Here is a 15,594-nt window from a genome sequence, read left to right on the forward strand (position 1 = left end):
CTTTGCTTACTGAGTAACACACATGAATCGTCAGAAAAAACTGAAGCAGTTGTTCAAGGAAAAGGCCAAAAAGGCCAGCGCGAAACTGGCGCCGAAGAAGCCTAAGTACATCAGTAAGGCTGAGCGGGCGAAGATGGAGGTTGAGGGACAGCAGGCGGTGGAGTCGGGTGAATCTGTCGAGAGCTGACAGGTCGTCCGCGATCAACTGCTTTCGACCTGCGTCAGACTCACGCACGCTGGCGTGAACTATATCCAGACGTTGTTCAAAGCCGTTCTTTCGTCATCTTCATGGCCTGTATTCAAAATACCTCGTGGCTCGATCATCATCAGTTTTGCTTCACCGTGTGCGGCAGTTCTGTGTTCCGCGCCGCGACTTTACTTGTTGATTATCTGGGTAGCGTTGTAGACGCTCCGACGAATGTTCGCGTGGCGGCGCATATTGCCTATGCACTTCATAACGAGGCGGAGGCTATTTACACCAATGCTGACTTTGCGCTCGATGGCGCATCCCAAAAAATCGCTGCGATCGATCAAATTTTAGGTGTCACTGACGGCGCCGCGCTATTGGGCAGATTTGATATCGAAACCTAAGTCATTCCAGATCATGCTAAGCCAAGATGACCGCTATTGGCCGAAAGTAGTGGTTCGTGAGCAGCAGCTTTCGGCCAAAAGCAGACATTTTATCGGATAGTTTCCGCTGCAATTGGGAAGACTTGTGAACTTTTTACTATCGGCGTTCAGTCCTCCTCTCTAGAACATGTCAGTAGTTAGCCATGACCAGATTTCAAGTCTTGGTTTCATTACGCGCTGTGGATGATCACAGCTAATCGAAGGGACTTACTCAAGTATTTCGTTTATACGACCTCGGCACTCATCACATGAAATTATGGTTTTTTTTGCTACTGACTATCGTGACTACCGACGCATGGGGCTCCGCTGTTGAGCGAAAGGCATGTGATGTGTCCGGCAGCAGTATTTTGCAGGTCATGGAATGCATGGAGCACTTCGCAGTTCAAAAACGAGCTGCCGTCGAGCGTCTGTACAGGGATTCTTTGGCGAGAGTTCCTGAAGACGCGGATGACGTACGATCCACTCGGCAGCAATTTGAGCAAGAACATGCCGCATGGAGGACGTATGTGGACGAACACTGCAGTTTTTATGGCGGGATATCGGAGGGAGGCAATCCTTGGAGAAGCCTTGCTGCACTCAGTTGCGAGCTCAATGAGTTAGATGCTCGTAGTCTTTTTTTGCAAAACATCCCGAGGAATCTAGAGCGCTATTAATCGTACTAGAACCAGTATGAGCCGGATTGGTGGGCAGCCCGTTTTCCGAAAACAGGTTCAGACGAGCGTCCGTTTTTTGCCGGAATCGGACGTTCGTGAGCGGCCACTATGTGCCAAAAGCGGTCATGTGCGATTCATAAAAGTGCCCATTAAAGGGGGAATCACTTAGTAGGTCTTTGATTGATTGCACCGATCAGACGGCCCCACTATTCCCGTTATGCTTTTCGCCAGCACGGCCCGATTTTTGTGTCGTTTGGGGAGAAAAACCTGGCGTCCGCCAGGTGAGATGAAGCATTACGGTTGCACAAAGTGCGAAGGGCAATCCCACCGAGAGCGACACTTTGTGGGCCAGCAATACTCCCGCTGCGCCACCAACGAAAGCGGCTAAAACGAGAAAGCCGGCGTCTGCCTTTTCCGTTCCCGGTCGAATAATTAATTTTAGTAAGCCATGCATCTTTAAATTCTCTACAAAAGGTATTTTTGCATCGCCCTGATAAGCCTAGATCTCATCAACCGTCATTGATGAGAGTAGTTTTTTCTCGGCGTCATTGGGAATTAGCCCTGTCGTCTCCGCGAGCAAGACAGCCAGGCCGCTACTGTTGGTCACGATTACCTCGGCTTGAGCCCGATTACCCTCATCGATCGCCATAATTTTCCACACGCAGGTAAGCTCATCCCCGATATAAACGGGGCGCTTGAAGCGCAAATTCATGGAGGTAGCCAACCACCCCAACTGCCCTCCGATCTCTGTAACCAATGTCGCCGTCAGCAAGCCATGAGCGATGACACCATCAAAGCCTTTGGCCTCTGCATACATGGCATTGGAATGCACTGGGTTGTGATCGCGCGATAGCGCTTCAAACTGGGCGATGTCAGCGTCCGAAAAAGTGCGTTTGATTTCAAAAGTGTCACCTTCCTCGAGGCCTTCTATCGCCTTCTGGCGCAGTGTGCTCATTGCGATCTCCGATGCTCTAAAAAGTATGTTCTGGCCCAGGGAATGAGCCCGATTCGACATCTTTAGCGAAGGCTTGAGCAGCGTCACTCATCACCTTTCTCATATCCGCATACTGCTTGACGAATCGCGGCAACTGACCATCCCTTAGCCCTGCGATGTCCTGCCAGACAAGCACCTGTGCATCGCAGCCATTACCAGCACCAATTCCTACGGTAGGGATGGAGACTGTCTCGGTGATCCTCGTTGCTACATCGCCTGGCACCATCTCTATCAGCAGGCCAAACGCCCCAGCACGCTCGAAGGCAACGCTCAAGTCAATCAACCGCTGCGCGTCTTCGCCTTTGCCCTGGATGCGGTATCCGCCCAGCTGATGTTCTGCCTGTGGGGTAAAACCGATATGAGCCATAACCGGTATGCCAGCGGCTACCAACATCTGTACCTGCGCAAGCATCTCGATCCCTCCTTCGAGCTTTACGGCATGAGCGCCGCCTTCCTTCATGAAGCGCACTGCGGTATGGAAGCATTGCTCAGGCGACCCCTGATAAGAGCCAAAGGGCAAATCGGCAATGACCAACGCCCGTTCGGTAGCACTCGAAACCGCCCTGACAAGAGGAAGCATCTCGTCCACTGTTATTGCCAACGTCGAGTTATGTCCAAACACGTTGTTGGCAGCGGAATCGCCTACGAGCAGCACTGGAATTCCTGCCGCCTCAAACACCGACGCGGCGTACATGTCATAAGCAGTCAACATGGCCCATTTCTGACCCTGTACCTTCATATCCCGTAAATGTGGAATTCGTACCCTACCGCGACGCGGGCTGTTATAGGGGGCAATATTTTGATCAGACATTTCGCTTCCTCAATTCAAATGGCCAGCCGCTCGGCAGCTAGAACCACAGCGATTACGATCATCGCGGCTCCCGATAGCCGACTCACATTGATTGCCGCTGCTGGTCGTGAAGCAAGCACCGCACCAGCGCCATAGCCGACCGCGAGATAGACGACACCGCAACTGGCACCATGAATCAGACCTAGAGCGACAATCTGAGCCCCTACTGGCCATGCGGCTGACGCATCAGTGAACTGAGGTAGCAGCGCCAGGAACAACAATAGGACTTTCGGGTTGAGACCGCTGACGCATAGTCCCTTTATCGCCCAGGCCATCCCGGCACCTTCATCGCGGGATGCCCCTTGAGCAGGCAGCGAAGGCTTGAACAACATGTTGAGGCCGAGCCATAAGAGATAGGCGGCCCCCATCAGCGTTAACGTCAGCAATGCATAGGGAATTTTGACCAACACTCCCCCCACACCTGCGGCGACGATCAGCGTGGCCACAAGATGGCCGGAAACCATGCCGACTACGGCGGGTAAGACGCGGCCTCGCAAACCTGCCGAAATCGCGTAGGCCCAGTCGACCCCGGGCGTGATAACAAACAAAAATGATACGGCCCAAAACGCCATAATCAGAGAAACAGTCACGATCAAATCCTTCCTCTTCCATCAATTCAAAGCGCCGCTTGGCCCTGAAAAACCGTGATAGAAGGATAATGAAAGCGAAGTGGTATTATCTTTCGAAGATACCTGTCAAAGCTCACTGAATTAGAAGGTTTTACTTAATGGATCGCATGGACAAGAAGATTCTTGCGCAACTGCAGCAAGATGGTCGTCAGTCACTGACGGAGCTGGCCGACCGCGTAGGTCTCAGTTTGTCTCCATGCCATCGACGCGTTCGGGCGATGGAAGATCAGGGAGTGATCAAGGGTTATCGAGCTCAACTATCCGCAACTGAGTTAGGACTCAATTTCTCGTCCCTGATATTCGTGACGCTTAGAGAGGGACACCAAAAAGCAGTAGCTGATTTTGAAGATGCTTTACCGCGAATTCCTTACATCGTCCAAGCTCAGAGACTTTTTGGTGATCCTGATTACCTGCTGATGGTGGTGACAGCAGATCTTCCTGCATTTCAAAAACTGTACGATGAGGAACTGTCGAGGTTACCCAACGTACAGCGTCTGACATCGACGTTGGTAATGAAGCACGTGATCATTGATCGTCCGCTGCCGTTGGAATGAAGTTCAAATATTGCGGATAACGTAGGGAAGCCGTCAGGCCTTTGTCGAATCGCCCCAAAGCTCAGATACGGATGCCTTGTGGCCGCACTTGGAATGCCTGATTTGACCGCCTCTGAAGCCCACGGCCAAAGACTAAATTCAGAGGTTACATGCCGGGAGACAAGCGTGCCGCGCCCACCAAGCCGTCCAGCCAGTCCTGATGACCGTTGATCATCGGATTGGGTTTGGCCTTGGCGAGATCCTCTGCTGGTTTACCCTTCTGTGTTTCCTGAGTCAGGATGCGCACTCGTCCACCAGAGAGGTCTTCAATAAGCCAGGCATGGTGAACGTCAAGCCGAGCGTTACCCTCACCCGACCATCCATGCCACGCAATTCGTCCTGGAGAGGTTGGGGTTGGCGGCACGTACTCATTGCATAAAGCCTCGACCGGAAAGCCGAACGTTTCAAAGTAGAAAGATACCCCGTCTTGCAGATCCGGCCCGATGTGATCATGAAACTGGATGTTTGCCGAGTTGGCGTAGTACGAGGGCCATCTCTGCGCCTGGCTGAGCAGAGGCCATACCTGTGCGGCACTCAATCCCGCGATGATGACCTCGTTAGAGACAAAGTTTTCGGTAAACCCTGGCAGGTAGCCTTCAGGCCAAATGATCTGGTTCATGGTTATGCAGCGCTCAGTTGATGAATTGAGACCATGATGGGTGTAGGCTAGAAATAAGACCAATCGCTATATTTTATTTCGCACATCATGAATCCTGATATCAGAACTCTCGATCTCAACCTGCTCAAAGCACTGGATGCGTTGCTCGACGAACGTAGTGTTACGCGAGCTGCAAATCGACTTTCGCTCACCCAGCCTGCTGTGAGCGGCATGCTTAACAGGCTCCGAGAAAGCTTCGCCGATCCGCTGTTCGTGCGCGCCCAACGCGGCATCGTGCCAACGTTGCGCGCTGAGCAACTTGCAACACCGGTTAAGAAGTTGCTGGCAGATATTGAAGGCATGCTTCAGCCGCAAAGCTTTGATCCGTTGACGGCGAGCATGACAATAAGGATTGCTTCGACCGACTATGCATTGCGTGCCGTAGTCGTATCGTTTCTCAGCGCGCTAAGGATACAAGCGCCGAACATCCGCGTTAGTGTCCAGCCAGTGGATCATCAAGAGCTTCAAAATCAGCTAGATCGAGGTGAGATCGATCTCGCATTGGTTACCCCTGAAGCGGTAACACCAGGATTGCATGCGATGGCACTCTTTGATGAAAGCTATGTATGCGTGATGCGCGCTGATCACCCAGATGCGCTGAATGGCAAGCTTTCACTGGATCGATTCTGCGCATTGGATCACGCCTTGGTTTCCCCGGCAGGGGGCGGTTTTCATGGAGTGACGGATGATGCTCTGGAAAAACTTGGAAGATCACGTCGAGTGACAGTGTCGGTGACCAGCTTTCTGGTACTTCCAGAGATTCTAACGTACAGCGACATAATCGCTGTCGTGCCGCGTCGATTGGCAGTGAACAACATCGGGCTCACATCAATAGAGCCGCCTGTTGAAATTCCAGGCTTCAGAAAAATCCTGGTCTGGCATGAACGAACTCAGCGAGACGCAGGCCATCGCTGGGTGCGTTCACTTATCGTTGAAACAATCCGGGAATCCGCCCCCTTCAACACCCCCGTTTAAAAGACACCCCCTGTTACGCCACCTACCCTACAACACCTTGCGCCGTTGCCTACGCGTGCGCCAGAATCCGCCGGCTTACACGGCTGTGGGGCGGGCGTTATCGTTGGCTGGTCACTGAGAAACAGTGATCGGGTTTGGTAGCCCGTCTGTAATAGTTGTGTGGCGACACCTTGATCAGTCTCTTGCGAGACGAATTTATGGTGGTCATGCGGGGGGCTCATTCGTGAGCGCCGGGTTCCTATTGCAGCCGGTCTACCAACCCGCGTATGGCCACCACCCATCGTTTGGTAGCGAAGGTGATGGCTCCTTGAATTCTGCGATAGGAGTTTCATCCATGTTCAAAGCCACACCAAATCCTCCAGAAACCGATCCAATCCCTTACGACGCCGCGCTCGAACCTCAAAACATCAAAGAGGCCACCGACCGGGCGATCCATTTCTATCTAAACCCGCGCACTCCAAAGACCTCAACCCCATCACGCAAAACCGGCAAGATCTACGTCATCGACCCCACCGTCGACGATGAAACCCTGCTCGTCGAGGCGTGCGAATCGCTGTCCACGGCCGGTGACATGGCGCGTGATTTCGCCGATACCATGGACGGTTCGCAGCGGCGGGCGATGCTGGTGTTGCAGCAGGTGATCATGCTCAGTGAGCTGGCGGTCAATCGTGTGTTGGACAACTACCGCGTGCCGCACTAGTTGCCGGGATTGATGAGCGAGGGGCGTGTGCCCCTCGCTGCACACGGGCCGTTCGCGGTCGCGATGTTTCCCTTTCTGGAGTCTCAGTCGATGTCCAAGACCCCACCGCTTGCGCCGGATTGCGATCCGGCCTCGCCTTACGAATCGTTCGATTCAAGAAAACTCCACGACGCCGCCGAGCGTGCGCTCGATCATTATCTTTTGCCGGCGGCGGCGATCATGGCTGCGCCCTACTCGCCCAACAGTCTGTTTATGGTCAATCCGCAAAGCGACACCGAATCCTTGCTGGCGAATGCCTGCGAGTCTTTGGCGTCGGCGACGGTGATGCTCGGTGATTTTGCCGGGACGTTACAGGGGCCGAACCGCAACACGCTGTTGGGCATAGCCCAGGTGGTGATGCTGGGGGAATTAGCGGTGAATCAGGCGCTGGATAACGTGGTGCCGAAGGAATGAGCAACCGCCCTCACCCAGCAAGTGCCATGCATTCTGCTGGCGAGGGCTACGTTTTCTGCATTCCGCTGCACCGAGGGACGCTGCAAGCATGGTTCTCTTCATGAGAACTCGCGGTACGTTTAAATCGCGTTGGAGGTGCAGTCACGAATTCGGAACCCTCTTTTTCTGGCTTTAATCAGCTATTTTCCGGACGTCCTTTTTGAGCCGATAGAAGCCATGCTGGCTTCCTCTCAAAACACTCAAAACCGTGCTCCTGAACAGGTGTTTTCTTTCACATCACCAAATTCCGACTAGGGTTACCAGTCGAGTCGATGGTTTGTCACACGGCTCGTTCCCCCACTTGAGTACGAGGGGAATGTTTACCGATGACCCAAACGGAGTTTGAACCCGATGAAAAATGCATTCACCTATTCCCTGCTGGCCCTTGCGATGTCGGCGGTTCTGAGCGCAGGTGTTCAGGCTGGCGAGAACTCCACGGGCAAGCCGGCTGCTGAGGTGCCGGGTGTTCCGGCAGGCACCGTGATTACCCCTTCGAGTGCCGCGATCATCGCGCAGGACACCTATCTGTGGGGCTGGCCGCTGGTCAACGCGTTCAACCGTCGCGCCTCGTTTGCCAAGGCGCCGGAGCCGGGATTGATCGGCGGCATTTTGCCGGCAGCGCCGACGGGTTATGTCAGTCTGCTCACCGGCTATATTTCGCCGGAACAACGCTGGGTCGCGCACCCGAACCAGGACGTGGTGTACGGCTTTGGTTATGGCGCCACCGACGACGACCCGATGGTGTTGCAGGTGCCGGACTTCGGTGATCGATTCTGGGTGTACGCGCTCTACGATGCACGCAGTGAAGAGTTCTCCAAACTGGGTAAACAATACGGCACCAAGCCCGGCAACTATCTGGTGGTCGGGCCGAACTGGAAAGGCAAGGTGCCCGAGGGCATCACGCAGGTCATCAAGTCCCCCACCGAACTGGTTGCTGCCGGCCCACGGGCGTTCCTTGACGACAGCGACGAAGACCGCAAAGCCATTCAGCCTGTGCTCAATCAGATGGTCATCTACCCGTTGAGCAAATACACCGGCAAAACCGTGACCAAGGACTGGAAGGCCACACCGCACTTCCCGCAGGCCGAGAAAACTTCTGCCGAGTCGCGCTGGGTGATCCCGGAGACTTTCTTCGACCAGTTGCCGGAAGTATTGGCCAAGGTGCCACCGCTGGCCGGGGAAGAGAGCCGTTACGCGATGATCAAGGCGTTGCTCGAAGCGGCGAACAAAGACCCGTCGATCAAGGACGCGATCGTCAAAGCGGCGGTCGAGACCGAAGACAAGGCCATCACCCCGCTGTTCGCTTTCCGCACCAATGGCTCACGCCTGCCCAATGGCTGGAACTCACCGACCAACGTGGCGCGTTGGGGCAACGATTACCTCAGCCGCACGGCCACCGCCAAATCGAACATGTACACCAACCAGCCCGAGGAGACGCGCTACTTCTTCCTCGAAGTGGACGACAAGGGCGAGCGTCTTAATGGCGACCACCGCTATACCATCACTTTCCCCAAAGGCAAGACACCGCCCGCCAATGGCTTCTGGTCGTTGACGATGTACGACCCGCAGCATTTCTTTGCGCCCAACGACCTCAAGCGCTATTCCCTGGGCACCAAGAACAGCAAGAGCATGAAGACCAATGCCGATGGCTCGCTGACCTTGTATATCCAGCACGATTCGCCGGGCAAGGACAAGGAAGCCAACTGGCTGCCTGCGCCGAAAAGCGAATTCGAGACGACCATCCGCACCTATTGGCCGAAGCCCGAAGTGCTCAGTGGTGAATGGACGCCACCAGCGGCTGTCCGTGTGAATTGATCGATGCCAGGGCCGCGACTTGCAACGAGTCGCTGCCCTGTTTGATTCGCCGATTATTTGATTTCTGTCGGCTGCGCGATGGTGTATTTGCCGCTGACTACGCTTTCGCCGGGCCGATAGATGCGCATGCCCAGATACCAATTGTCGCCCGGCGTTGGCAGCCAGTTGGCGACCTCACCGCATTTCTCTTTTGGCCCGTAGTGAACGGTCACGGTGCCGTCCTTGTTGAATTTCATCGCGCGGTTGTTCAAGTTGGAGTTTTCACTTTTCAGGTACTTGTCCGCCCCGTACATAGTGAACGAGAAGAATCCGCCCTCCAGAAAGTCCGGCTTGGCATAGGTCGCCTGATAGCACTTTTCGCCGCTCAAGCCGTAATCGCGATAGATGTATACCGCGTCTTTTGCCGGTAGCAGCCCCAGTGCGACGGAAGCACTGAGGCGCAGCATTTCCGGTTTGATGACACCGCGCGGGCCGGAGGTGTTATTCAAGTTGGGCAGCTTGGCCGCTTCTTTCTGATACTGATTGCGCAGGGTCGCCAGGCTGCCCTTGTCCCAGTCAACGACCTTGTATTCCTTGGGCGTCGTGCCTGCTGGCCAATTGACCTTGATGCCGTCCTGCAGGGCTTTGACGTTCTGGGTGTCTTCAGGGTCGTTCGGGTCGATCTGGGTGCGCATGACCACAGCGGCAAACTCGGTCTGCGAATTGATCTCGAACGTGCCCGGCGCATAGAACACTTGGTCGGTGAAGTCATCGTTTTGCATGATCATGGCCGACTGATAACGGTTGTCGGCTGATTTCGGCAAGGTGATGGTCGTGCCTTTGGGCACATAGAACACGCCGAAGGAATACACCGTGTCGCGGTTCATGGTGACCGCCGGCTGCTTGTCCAGCGGTATCAGTGCCCGGTCATGCCGGAAGGTGTTCGCCCCCACATCCGAGACAATGCTTTTGAAGGATTCGTCCACTTCGGCGCGGGCGTAATTGTCGGGTGTCACGGTCATGGCGGCGTGCGCGGCAGTCGTACCCAGCAGGGTTCCGAACAGCAGAAGGTTTTTCATTCCCGTCATCGGATTCAATCCTTTAGTACCTGTCGACAGAGATCGAAACAAGCGTAGTAAAGATATGGCTTTGATCCAGCCATCCGACGGCTGCACGGCCATGCCGAGCAGCCGAAGTGATTACTTGCCGACTGCCTCGATGGCCGGGAATTTATACCCGCCCTCCTGCACGGCTTTGCTCGGGCCGTACATGCGCATGATGATGTAGGCGTCCTTTTCCGGGATGGGCAGGTAGTTGGGATTGCTCGCGTCGCCCTTGGCGCTCATCTCGATGGTGTACAGGCCATCGGCGTCAGGTTTCAACGTGCGATCCCCACGGCTGTGGCGGTTTATTTCGTTGTGGGCCATCAGACGATTGTCCGAGGCATACACCGTGAACGACCAGAACTGACTGACGTCAGGCGCCTTGAAGTGCATGCGGTATTTCTGGCCGTTGGCGCCACTGAGGTGTTTGCCGCTGCTGTCGGTTTCCGCTTTGAGGTAGACGCTTTCATCCGGCGGCAAACCCCACTGGCCAAGGTAGGTGCCCTCGGCGAACAAATCGCGTTGACCCTCGCCCAGTTGCTCGCGAGTGCCGAGCAACTTGCCGGCGTTGGTCATCTTCGGCGCCAGTTCCTTGATGTGTTTCATACCCAGCTCTTCGCCTTTTTTCGCGGCGGCGAGCTGATCCTGAGTGAATTTTTCATTGCACGGTGCAAGGCCGATGTCCTTGTACTGATCGAGCCACTTCTTGTCAGCGCTGCCCATGCTGCCGTCACACAACACGGCGTTGACTCGTTGCAGCCAGTTTGTTTTGGCCGGATCGAGGTAAGTCCGTCGTTTCTCCTTCGGACCGGATGCGCCCAGATAGGCCGACAGCGTGCGCACGTTCCAGTCGTCCATGTACTTGAGCGCGACTTTCTCGTCCTCGGGCCCGGTGGCCATGATCCGGCCCATGACTTTCACCAGGTTGGACTCAACCCTTATCACTTCGTCGACACTCGGCGGCACTTCGCCTTTCCAGTCCTTGGCAGCGAACATGAAATGGCCGCCCTTGGTGCCACGGGTGCGGGCACCGATCATCGACGTGGTGTAGTGGCCCATATCCATGGTGTGCAGCACCCAATAGCGCCCCCTGTCCATGTCGGGCACGCTGATGATCACCGGCTCCGCCGCCACGTCCAGCCAGCCCATGAGATGCAGGGTGTCGTTGTTGATGGTCGGGTGCGCGGTGTAGGTGTCATCGGCCAAATGGCGGATGTTCTGAAAGCGATTCAGCGGCGTATCGGTTTTCACCGCCGTCTCGTAGAAAAACTTGTACGCCTCGTCAATCGAGTAGGCATAGATGTAAGCGTCTTCTGCGACCTTGTCCGAAATCTGGGCAAAAGCCGGAACCGCTAATGAAAGCAGGGACGCTGCAAGTATGGCTCTCTTCATGAGAACTCCCGTTCCGTTTTAGTGGAGTTGGGAGTGTAGTCATGGATCGGGAGTCATCGATTTTTTTGGGCGGGTGCGGGTTTGGGAGAATGGCTGCTTTCGGCCAAACGCAACCGTTCGACACTCTAGCGCTGCATAGGCGGAAGAGGCCCGACGAACATCACCTTTAGCCGATCCTTTCCGATGACACGGGCCAACTCTGCGATAACGCAATACATGAATATCAGCGTGATGAGGAATATCTGCACCGCCCAAAATCGCGGCCAGTTCATCGAAGCCCACAGCAAAGAGTTCGCTTCCATGAGGTTCGGCGCTTCTTTCCAGAAATCGTAAAGCCGCTCCAGATAGTGGACGATCAGCGCCACCAGCGCATACATGAATGTTTTCCAGATGACGTTCCAGATCAGCGGTTTATTGGGAAACCGGTTGATGAACGGCAGCATATCCGCGACCAACACGGATTTTCCAAGAATGAGAGAGGCAATCAGCACCGAGGCAGACACCGGAAGATCGAGCCCCGTCCCTTTGATCATGAGTGAACGAATCAACGCGACTATGTGCAAAATCACGAAAAAAAACACGGTGGGTGGCAGCACTTTCATGAACTCATGTTTGACCTTAATCATCACCGCGTTCATTTCGGCGTCCTTTAGAAGGTAAAAAATCCGCTTTGCACCAAGACCAAGAATGTTTAAGCATTCAGGGTGTACTGCTTTTTTATCGTGCCTTCAGAACCGCCACGTCGCACCACCACCGATGATGTGCAACGCGGCGCTCTTGTGGATGCCCGATAAGGGTGTGCCCGAACGTGCAGCGCTATTTCTTCAGCTGCTCATAAGACTTGACCATGTCCCGTGCCCAGACATCGAGCACCGCTTTGAAGTCATTGGCCTCGAGGACTTGCGCGGAATTGTCGAGGTCAGCACCGGCGCCCTTGCGCACCACTTCGGCGACCAGCTTGTTGTCACTTCCATCGAGAAACGCGGCTTCGGTCGCCAGGCTGGTGTCCTGATCACGAATGCCGGTGGCGGCACTGACACCAGCGGCGACCAAGGCAATCGGGATGACTTCATACGGACGCAACCCCTTGGTCTTGGCACTGGCTGCGGTGATAGCCGGACGTACCACCAGCACGCCCGCCCCTGGGCCGCTGGCGAGCGGAAGCGCGCTGGAAAACGCATTTTTTAAGGTCTGATCGTAGTACTGAGTGATGCCATTGAGGGTCTTTTGCGGGATTTTTGCGGTAGGTTGCGGCTTGGGAAAGAGCTGACTGGGTTCGACGTAAACGCTGGTGAATTTGCTGACATCTACCTTCGGATCAATCCAGCGCATGACAGCGGCACCGGAAGGCGATTTCTCCTCCTTCAGGACGCTGTAGTCGCCGAGAAATCCGGAGTACTGCTCGGGGTCCACGTACTTGCTGGCACAGCCGGAAAGGGCCAACGACAGCACACACAACGGTACAGCGAGTGCCTTGAATTGCATGAGAACGCTCCATTGTCGACATACGGGTGTGACGCGGGTCTGCGGCGGCGTTTTGAACCGCTACCGCAGACCGACATCAACTGACTCGGTCGTTACGGCGTGACGATGTTGAACCAGAAATCGAAGTCATCCATGTACGACACCAACTCTTCGAGCTTGCCCTGCGTGCCGTCGACTTTGATATCACCCTTGGCCAAGGCGTCCTTCAACGTGGTTTCTTTCAGCACGATTTTGTTCAAGGTGTCGCGAGTCAGGGTCACTTTGGCATCAGCATCTTTGGCTGCAACGCCTTCAGTGTGGTTAAGCACGCCGTTCTCCATTTCCAACGAGTAGTTTTGCTTCAAGTCAGTGAAATCAAAGTTGAGCGACAGACGCTTGCCATCCGCTTTCGGGCCATTGAGGCGCATGGCCAGGAAATCGAAGAACAGATCGAGATCCATCGCGCGCACAGTGTCCGGACTGGCGGTGTCCGGCGTCGGCAGTTTCCTTACGCCATCGCGCAGTTCTTGTGCACCGGTGAGGTAGAAATTGCGCCATGGGCCGCTTTCGGCCTGGTAACCCAGTTGCTCAAGCGCATCGGCTTGCAGGTTTTTCGCCGCTTGGTTGCTCGGGTTGGCAAACACCACATGATTGACCACTTCGGCGACCCAGCGGAATTCGCCTTTATCCATGTACTCCTTGGCCTTCTTGAGTACGGCGTCTTCGCCGCCCATCATTTCCACGTAATGCTTGGCGCCCTCCTCCGGCGGCAATTCATTCAACGTGGCCGGGTTGCCGGTAAACCAGCCCAGGTACAGCACATAGGTGGCTTTGACGTTGTGGTTCACCGAACCGTAATAACCACGGTTGGAGAATTTGTTGGCGATCGCTTTGGGCAGTTTGAACTGCTCGGCGATCTCCACCATCGTGTAACCCTTGTTGATCATGCGCAGGGTTTCATCGTTGATGTAGCGGTACATGTCGCGCTGGGAAGACAATTGCTCACGCACTTCCTTGTTGCCCCACACTGGCCAGTGGTGCATGGCGTACATCACCTGGACATCGTCACCCCACAGTTTCAGCGCTTCGTTGAGGTACTTGGACCATGGCAACGGTTCGCGGATTTTCGCGCCGCGCAGCGAGTAGGTGTTGTGCAGCGTATGGGTGGAATCCTCGGCGGTGTTGAGCGCCTTTTTCTCCTTGATGTAATAGAGCATTTCCGCCGGTGCTTCACTGCCGGGCGCATACAGGAATTGGTAGGTCAGACCGTCGATGACGTGGGTTTCACCGGTGGTCTTGATGATGTCGGTCGGCGGTATCAGTGTCACGGTGCCGGCCGATGTGGTGGTGCCCAGGCCTGCGCCGAGCTGACCGGTCGCCGAAGGGGGTAGCAGGTTACCGTACATGTAGCTGGCCCGGCGACTCATGGCGGTGCCGGCCATGACGTTTTCGGCCACTGCGTGTTCGACGAAGCCCAGTGGGGCGTAAACCTTGACCTTCCCGGCCTTCACATCGTCTTCGTTGATCACCCCGCGTACGCCGCCATAGTGATCGACATGGCTGTGGGTATAGATCACCGCGACCACTGGTTTCTTTGGACGGTGCTGATAGTAAAGATCGAGGGCTGCCTTGGCGGTTTCGGTGGAAATCAACGGGTCAAAGATGGTGATGCCGTCCTTCCCCTCAACGATGGTCATGTTCGAAAGATCGTAGTTACGCACCTGATAGATGCCATCGGTGACTTCGAACAAGCCAGAAATATTGATCAGTTGAGACTGACGCCACAGGCTGGGGTTGGTGGTGTCCGGTGCAGCCTCACCTTCTTTGATAAAGGCATACTTGGCGGGGTCCCAAATGACATTGCCCAAACCGCCTTTGATGACTGTCGATGGCAACGGCGCAATAAAGCCTTTGTGCGCCAGTTCAAACGAGGTCTTGTCGTTGAACGGCAGCTCATTGAGCAACGCGTTGTTCGCCGCCTTGGTGGCTTCCGACGCAGGCTTTGGCTTTTCCGCGTCAGCCGCGAAGGCTTGTGAAGCCAATCCAATAGCTGCCACCAACGAAAAAGCGGCGCCAGCCAATTTCAAGGAACGCCATTCCCCTCCGGACTGACGTTGCACTGTCGAGTGAGTTTCCCAGACCATCTTCTACGCTCCTTCATAGTAGGAATGCGCTAAGCCTAAAGCGCAAAGAACAAGCCCGTTTGAAGGTAGTAGGAAATCGCAATTGGCCAGGAAAAAGCTCGATGAGTTTCAGAAATCAAGTGAAACAAATTTTATCGTTGGTGGTGCAACGCTCAGGGATTTACAGGTGAAACGGTTTCAGACCAAGCGCTAAAAAAGTCCGAAAACCCTATAAATATCAGTCATTTGAGAATGATCTTTACCTATCAAAGGAAGTTGGCGCACATTGGCGGTTAATCGATAACTGCAGTGCTGGCGATAACCTGTACAGGCGACGAGCGGTAATTTTACTGAAGAAGGTCATCACCATCGCGACGGTCGCAAATGGCCATACAGACGAGATTTTAAACACCAAGCTGCGAGCGCTATCGTTGTCGGTCACTGAGAAACAGTGATCGGGTTTGATAGCCCCTTGCCGGGTTGATGAGCGAGGGCCACATTTTCCGCGTTCAGACGCACTGATGAACAGCGCTCATGAGCCCTT

At 54.8% G+C, this 15,594-nt stretch carries 17 protein-coding genes and 1 pseudogene; 8 read left to right on the plus strand and 10 right to left on the minus strand.

Going from position 1 to position 15,594, the window contains the following annotated elements; translation table 11 throughout:
- Positions 1-22: 22 nt before the first annotated feature.
- Entirely contained in the window at positions 23-187 is a 165-nt protein-coding gene (locus tag AC3Y64_RS16125; RefSeq protein ID WP_489984444.1) for a DUF2986 domain-containing protein, read from the plus strand.
- Positions 188-246: 59 nt separating this feature from the next.
- Here AC3Y64_RS16125 and AC3Y64_RS16130 read toward each other — a convergent pair.
- Positions 247-372: pseudogene (locus AC3Y64_RS16130) on the minus strand (cupin domain-containing protein); the annotation flags it as partial.
- Here AC3Y64_RS16130 and AC3Y64_RS16135 point away from each other — a divergent pair.
- Both AC3Y64_RS16135 and AC3Y64_RS16140 read left to right on the plus strand, forming a co-directional pair.
- On the plus strand, positions 358-591 hold the full coding sequence (locus tag AC3Y64_RS16135; RefSeq protein WP_489987983.1) for a hypothetical protein: 234 nt from the start codon (positions 358-360) through the stop codon (positions 589-591). The pseudogene AC3Y64_RS16130 and the gene AC3Y64_RS16135 sit on opposite strands and share 15 nt — an antisense overlap.
- 404 nt (positions 592-995) lie before the next feature.
- Positions 996-1,283, plus strand: coding sequence for a lysozyme inhibitor LprI family protein (locus tag AC3Y64_RS16140; protein WP_489987984.1), 288 nt, complete (start codon positions 996-998; stop codon positions 1,281-1,283).
- Positions 1,284-1,782: 499 nt separating this feature from the next.
- On the opposite strand, the gene AC3Y64_RS16145 is transcribed toward AC3Y64_RS16140, so the two are convergent.
- From AC3Y64_RS16145 to AC3Y64_RS16155, 3 genes are read right to left on the minus strand one after another with little or no spacing between them, the layout of a single operon-like run.
- Entirely contained in the window at positions 1,783-2,238 is a 456-nt protein-coding gene (locus AC3Y64_RS16145) for a MaoC family dehydratase (RefSeq protein ID WP_489984445.1), read from the minus strand.
- A gap of 16 nt (positions 2,239-2,254) precedes the next feature.
- Entirely contained in the window at positions 2,255-3,088 is an 834-nt protein-coding gene (gene panB, locus AC3Y64_RS16150; RefSeq protein ID WP_489984446.1) for a 3-methyl-2-oxobutanoate hydroxymethyltransferase, read from the minus strand.
- A 14-nt stretch (positions 3,089-3,102) separates the two neighbouring features.
- Positions 3,103-3,723 (minus strand): LysE family translocator, encoded by a 621-nt coding sequence (locus AC3Y64_RS16155; protein WP_489984447.1) that lies wholly within the window; start codon positions 3,721-3,723, stop codon positions 3,103-3,105.
- Positions 3,724-3,854: 131 nt separating this feature from the next.
- Here AC3Y64_RS16155 and AC3Y64_RS16160 point away from each other — a divergent pair, with 131 nt between their 5' ends.
- Positions 3,855-4,310, plus strand: a complete 456-nt coding sequence (locus AC3Y64_RS16160) for an Lrp/AsnC family transcriptional regulator (RefSeq protein WP_105706407.1) — start codon at positions 3,855-3,857, stop codon at positions 4,308-4,310.
- Positions 4,311-4,455: 145 nt separating this feature from the next.
- Here the strand turns inward: AC3Y64_RS16160 and AC3Y64_RS16165 are convergent, their stop codons facing one another.
- Positions 4,456-4,968 (minus strand): SRPBCC domain-containing protein, encoded by a 513-nt coding sequence (locus AC3Y64_RS16165; protein WP_489984448.1) that lies wholly within the window; start codon positions 4,966-4,968, stop codon positions 4,456-4,458.
- Between the two features lie 87 nt (positions 4,969-5,055).
- Between AC3Y64_RS16165 and AC3Y64_RS16170 the strand changes: the two genes are divergently transcribed.
- The 4 genes from AC3Y64_RS16170 to AC3Y64_RS16185 all read left to right on the plus strand — a co-directional run bounded on the left by AC3Y64_RS16170 (position 5,056) and on the right by AC3Y64_RS16185 (position 8,989).
- Complete coding sequence (locus tag AC3Y64_RS16170) at positions 5,056-5,982, plus strand: LysR family transcriptional regulator (protein ID WP_489984449.1); 927 nt, start codon at positions 5,056-5,058, stop codon at positions 5,980-5,982.
- A gap of 334 nt (positions 5,983-6,316) precedes the next feature.
- Complete coding sequence (locus AC3Y64_RS16175) at positions 6,317-6,682, plus strand: DUF6124 family protein (protein ID WP_489984450.1); 366 nt, start codon at positions 6,317-6,319, stop codon at positions 6,680-6,682.
- A gap of 90 nt (positions 6,683-6,772) precedes the next feature.
- Positions 6,773-7,135, plus strand: coding sequence for a DUF6124 family protein (locus AC3Y64_RS16180; protein ID WP_489984451.1), 363 nt, complete (start codon positions 6,773-6,775; stop codon positions 7,133-7,135).
- Between the two features lie 390 nt (positions 7,136-7,525).
- Positions 7,526-8,989 (plus strand): DUF1254 domain-containing protein, encoded by a 1,464-nt coding sequence (locus tag AC3Y64_RS16185; RefSeq protein ID WP_489984452.1) that lies wholly within the window; start codon positions 7,526-7,528, stop codon positions 8,987-8,989.
- A gap of 53 nt (positions 8,990-9,042) precedes the next feature.
- Here the strand turns inward: AC3Y64_RS16185 and AC3Y64_RS16190 are convergent, their stop codons facing one another.
- The 5 genes from AC3Y64_RS16190 to AC3Y64_RS16210 form a co-directional block, all read right to left on the minus strand.
- A complete protein-coding gene (locus AC3Y64_RS16190; protein WP_489984453.1) occupies positions 9,043-10,056 on the minus strand; it encodes a DUF1214 domain-containing protein in 1,014 nt (337 codons plus the stop codon).
- A 111-nt stretch (positions 10,057-10,167) separates the two neighbouring features.
- On the minus strand, positions 10,168-11,463 hold the full coding sequence (locus AC3Y64_RS16195; RefSeq protein WP_489984454.1) for a DUF1254 domain-containing protein: 1,296 nt from the start codon (positions 11,461-11,463) through the stop codon (positions 10,168-10,170).
- Between the two features lie 125 nt (positions 11,464-11,588).
- A complete protein-coding gene (locus tag AC3Y64_RS16200) occupies positions 11,589-12,101 on the minus strand; it encodes a hypothetical protein (RefSeq protein WP_489984455.1) in 513 nt (170 codons plus the stop codon).
- A gap of 178 nt (positions 12,102-12,279) precedes the next feature.
- Complete coding sequence (locus AC3Y64_RS16205; protein ID WP_489984456.1) at positions 12,280-12,948, minus strand: DUF3313 domain-containing protein; 669 nt, start codon at positions 12,946-12,948, stop codon at positions 12,280-12,282.
- A 92-nt stretch (positions 12,949-13,040) separates the two neighbouring features.
- Entirely contained in the window at positions 13,041-15,071 is a 2,031-nt protein-coding gene (locus AC3Y64_RS16210) for an alkyl/aryl-sulfatase (protein ID WP_489984457.1), read from the minus strand.
- Positions 15,072-15,594 lie beyond the last annotated feature (523 nt).

The organism is Pseudomonas sp. 4CAES_32.4 (assembly GCF_058136335.1).

Bases quoted from the DNA above. Each gene is read 5' to 3' on its own strand.
- AC3Y64_RS16145 (WP_489984445.1), bottom strand. From the start codon at position 2,238: ATGAGCACACTGCGCCAGAAGGCGATAGAAGGCCTCGAGGAAGGTGAC.
- AC3Y64_RS16180 (WP_489984451.1), top strand. From the start codon at position 6,773: ATGTCCAAGACCCCACCGCTTGCGCCGGATTGCGATCCGGCCTCGCCT.
- AC3Y64_RS16160 (WP_105706407.1), top strand. From the start codon at position 3,855: ATGGATCGCATGGACAAGAAGATTCTTGCGCAACTGCAGCAAGATGGT.
- AC3Y64_RS16175 (WP_489984450.1), top strand. From the start codon at position 6,317: ATGTTCAAAGCCACACCAAATCCTCCAGAAACCGATCCAATCCCTTAC.
- AC3Y64_RS16185 (WP_489984452.1), top strand. From the start codon at position 7,526: ATGAAAAATGCATTCACCTATTCCCTGCTGGCCCTTGCGATGTCGGCG.
- AC3Y64_RS16200 (WP_489984455.1), bottom strand. From the start codon at position 12,101: ATGAACGCGGTGATGATTAAGGTCAAACATGAGTTCATGAAAGTGCTG.
- AC3Y64_RS16195 (WP_489984454.1), bottom strand. From the start codon at position 11,463: ATGAAGAGAGCCATACTTGCAGCGTCCCTGCTTTCATTAGCGGTTCCG.
- AC3Y64_RS16125 (WP_489984444.1), top strand. From the start codon at position 23: ATGAATCGTCAGAAAAAACTGAAGCAGTTGTTCAAGGAAAAGGCCAAA.
- AC3Y64_RS16205 (WP_489984456.1), bottom strand. From the start codon at position 12,948: ATGCAATTCAAGGCACTCGCTGTACCGTTGTGTGTGCTGTCGTTGGCC.
- AC3Y64_RS16140 (WP_489987984.1), top strand. From the start codon at position 996: ATGGAGCACTTCGCAGTTCAAAAACGAGCTGCCGTCGAGCGTCTGTAC.
- AC3Y64_RS16190 (WP_489984453.1), bottom strand. From the start codon at position 10,056: ATGACGGGAATGAAAAACCTTCTGCTGTTCGGAACCCTGCTGGGTACG.
- AC3Y64_RS16165 (WP_489984448.1), bottom strand. From the start codon at position 4,968: ATGAACCAGATCATTTGGCCTGAAGGCTACCTGCCAGGGTTTACCGAA.
- AC3Y64_RS16170 (WP_489984449.1), top strand. From the start codon at position 5,056: ATGAATCCTGATATCAGAACTCTCGATCTCAACCTGCTCAAAGCACTG.
- panB (WP_489984446.1), bottom strand. From the start codon at position 3,088: ATGTCTGATCAAAATATTGCCCCCTATAACAGCCCGCGTCGCGGTAGG.
- AC3Y64_RS16210 (WP_489984457.1), bottom strand. From the start codon at position 15,071: ATGGTCTGGGAAACTCACTCGACAGTGCAACGTCAGTCCGGAGGGGAA.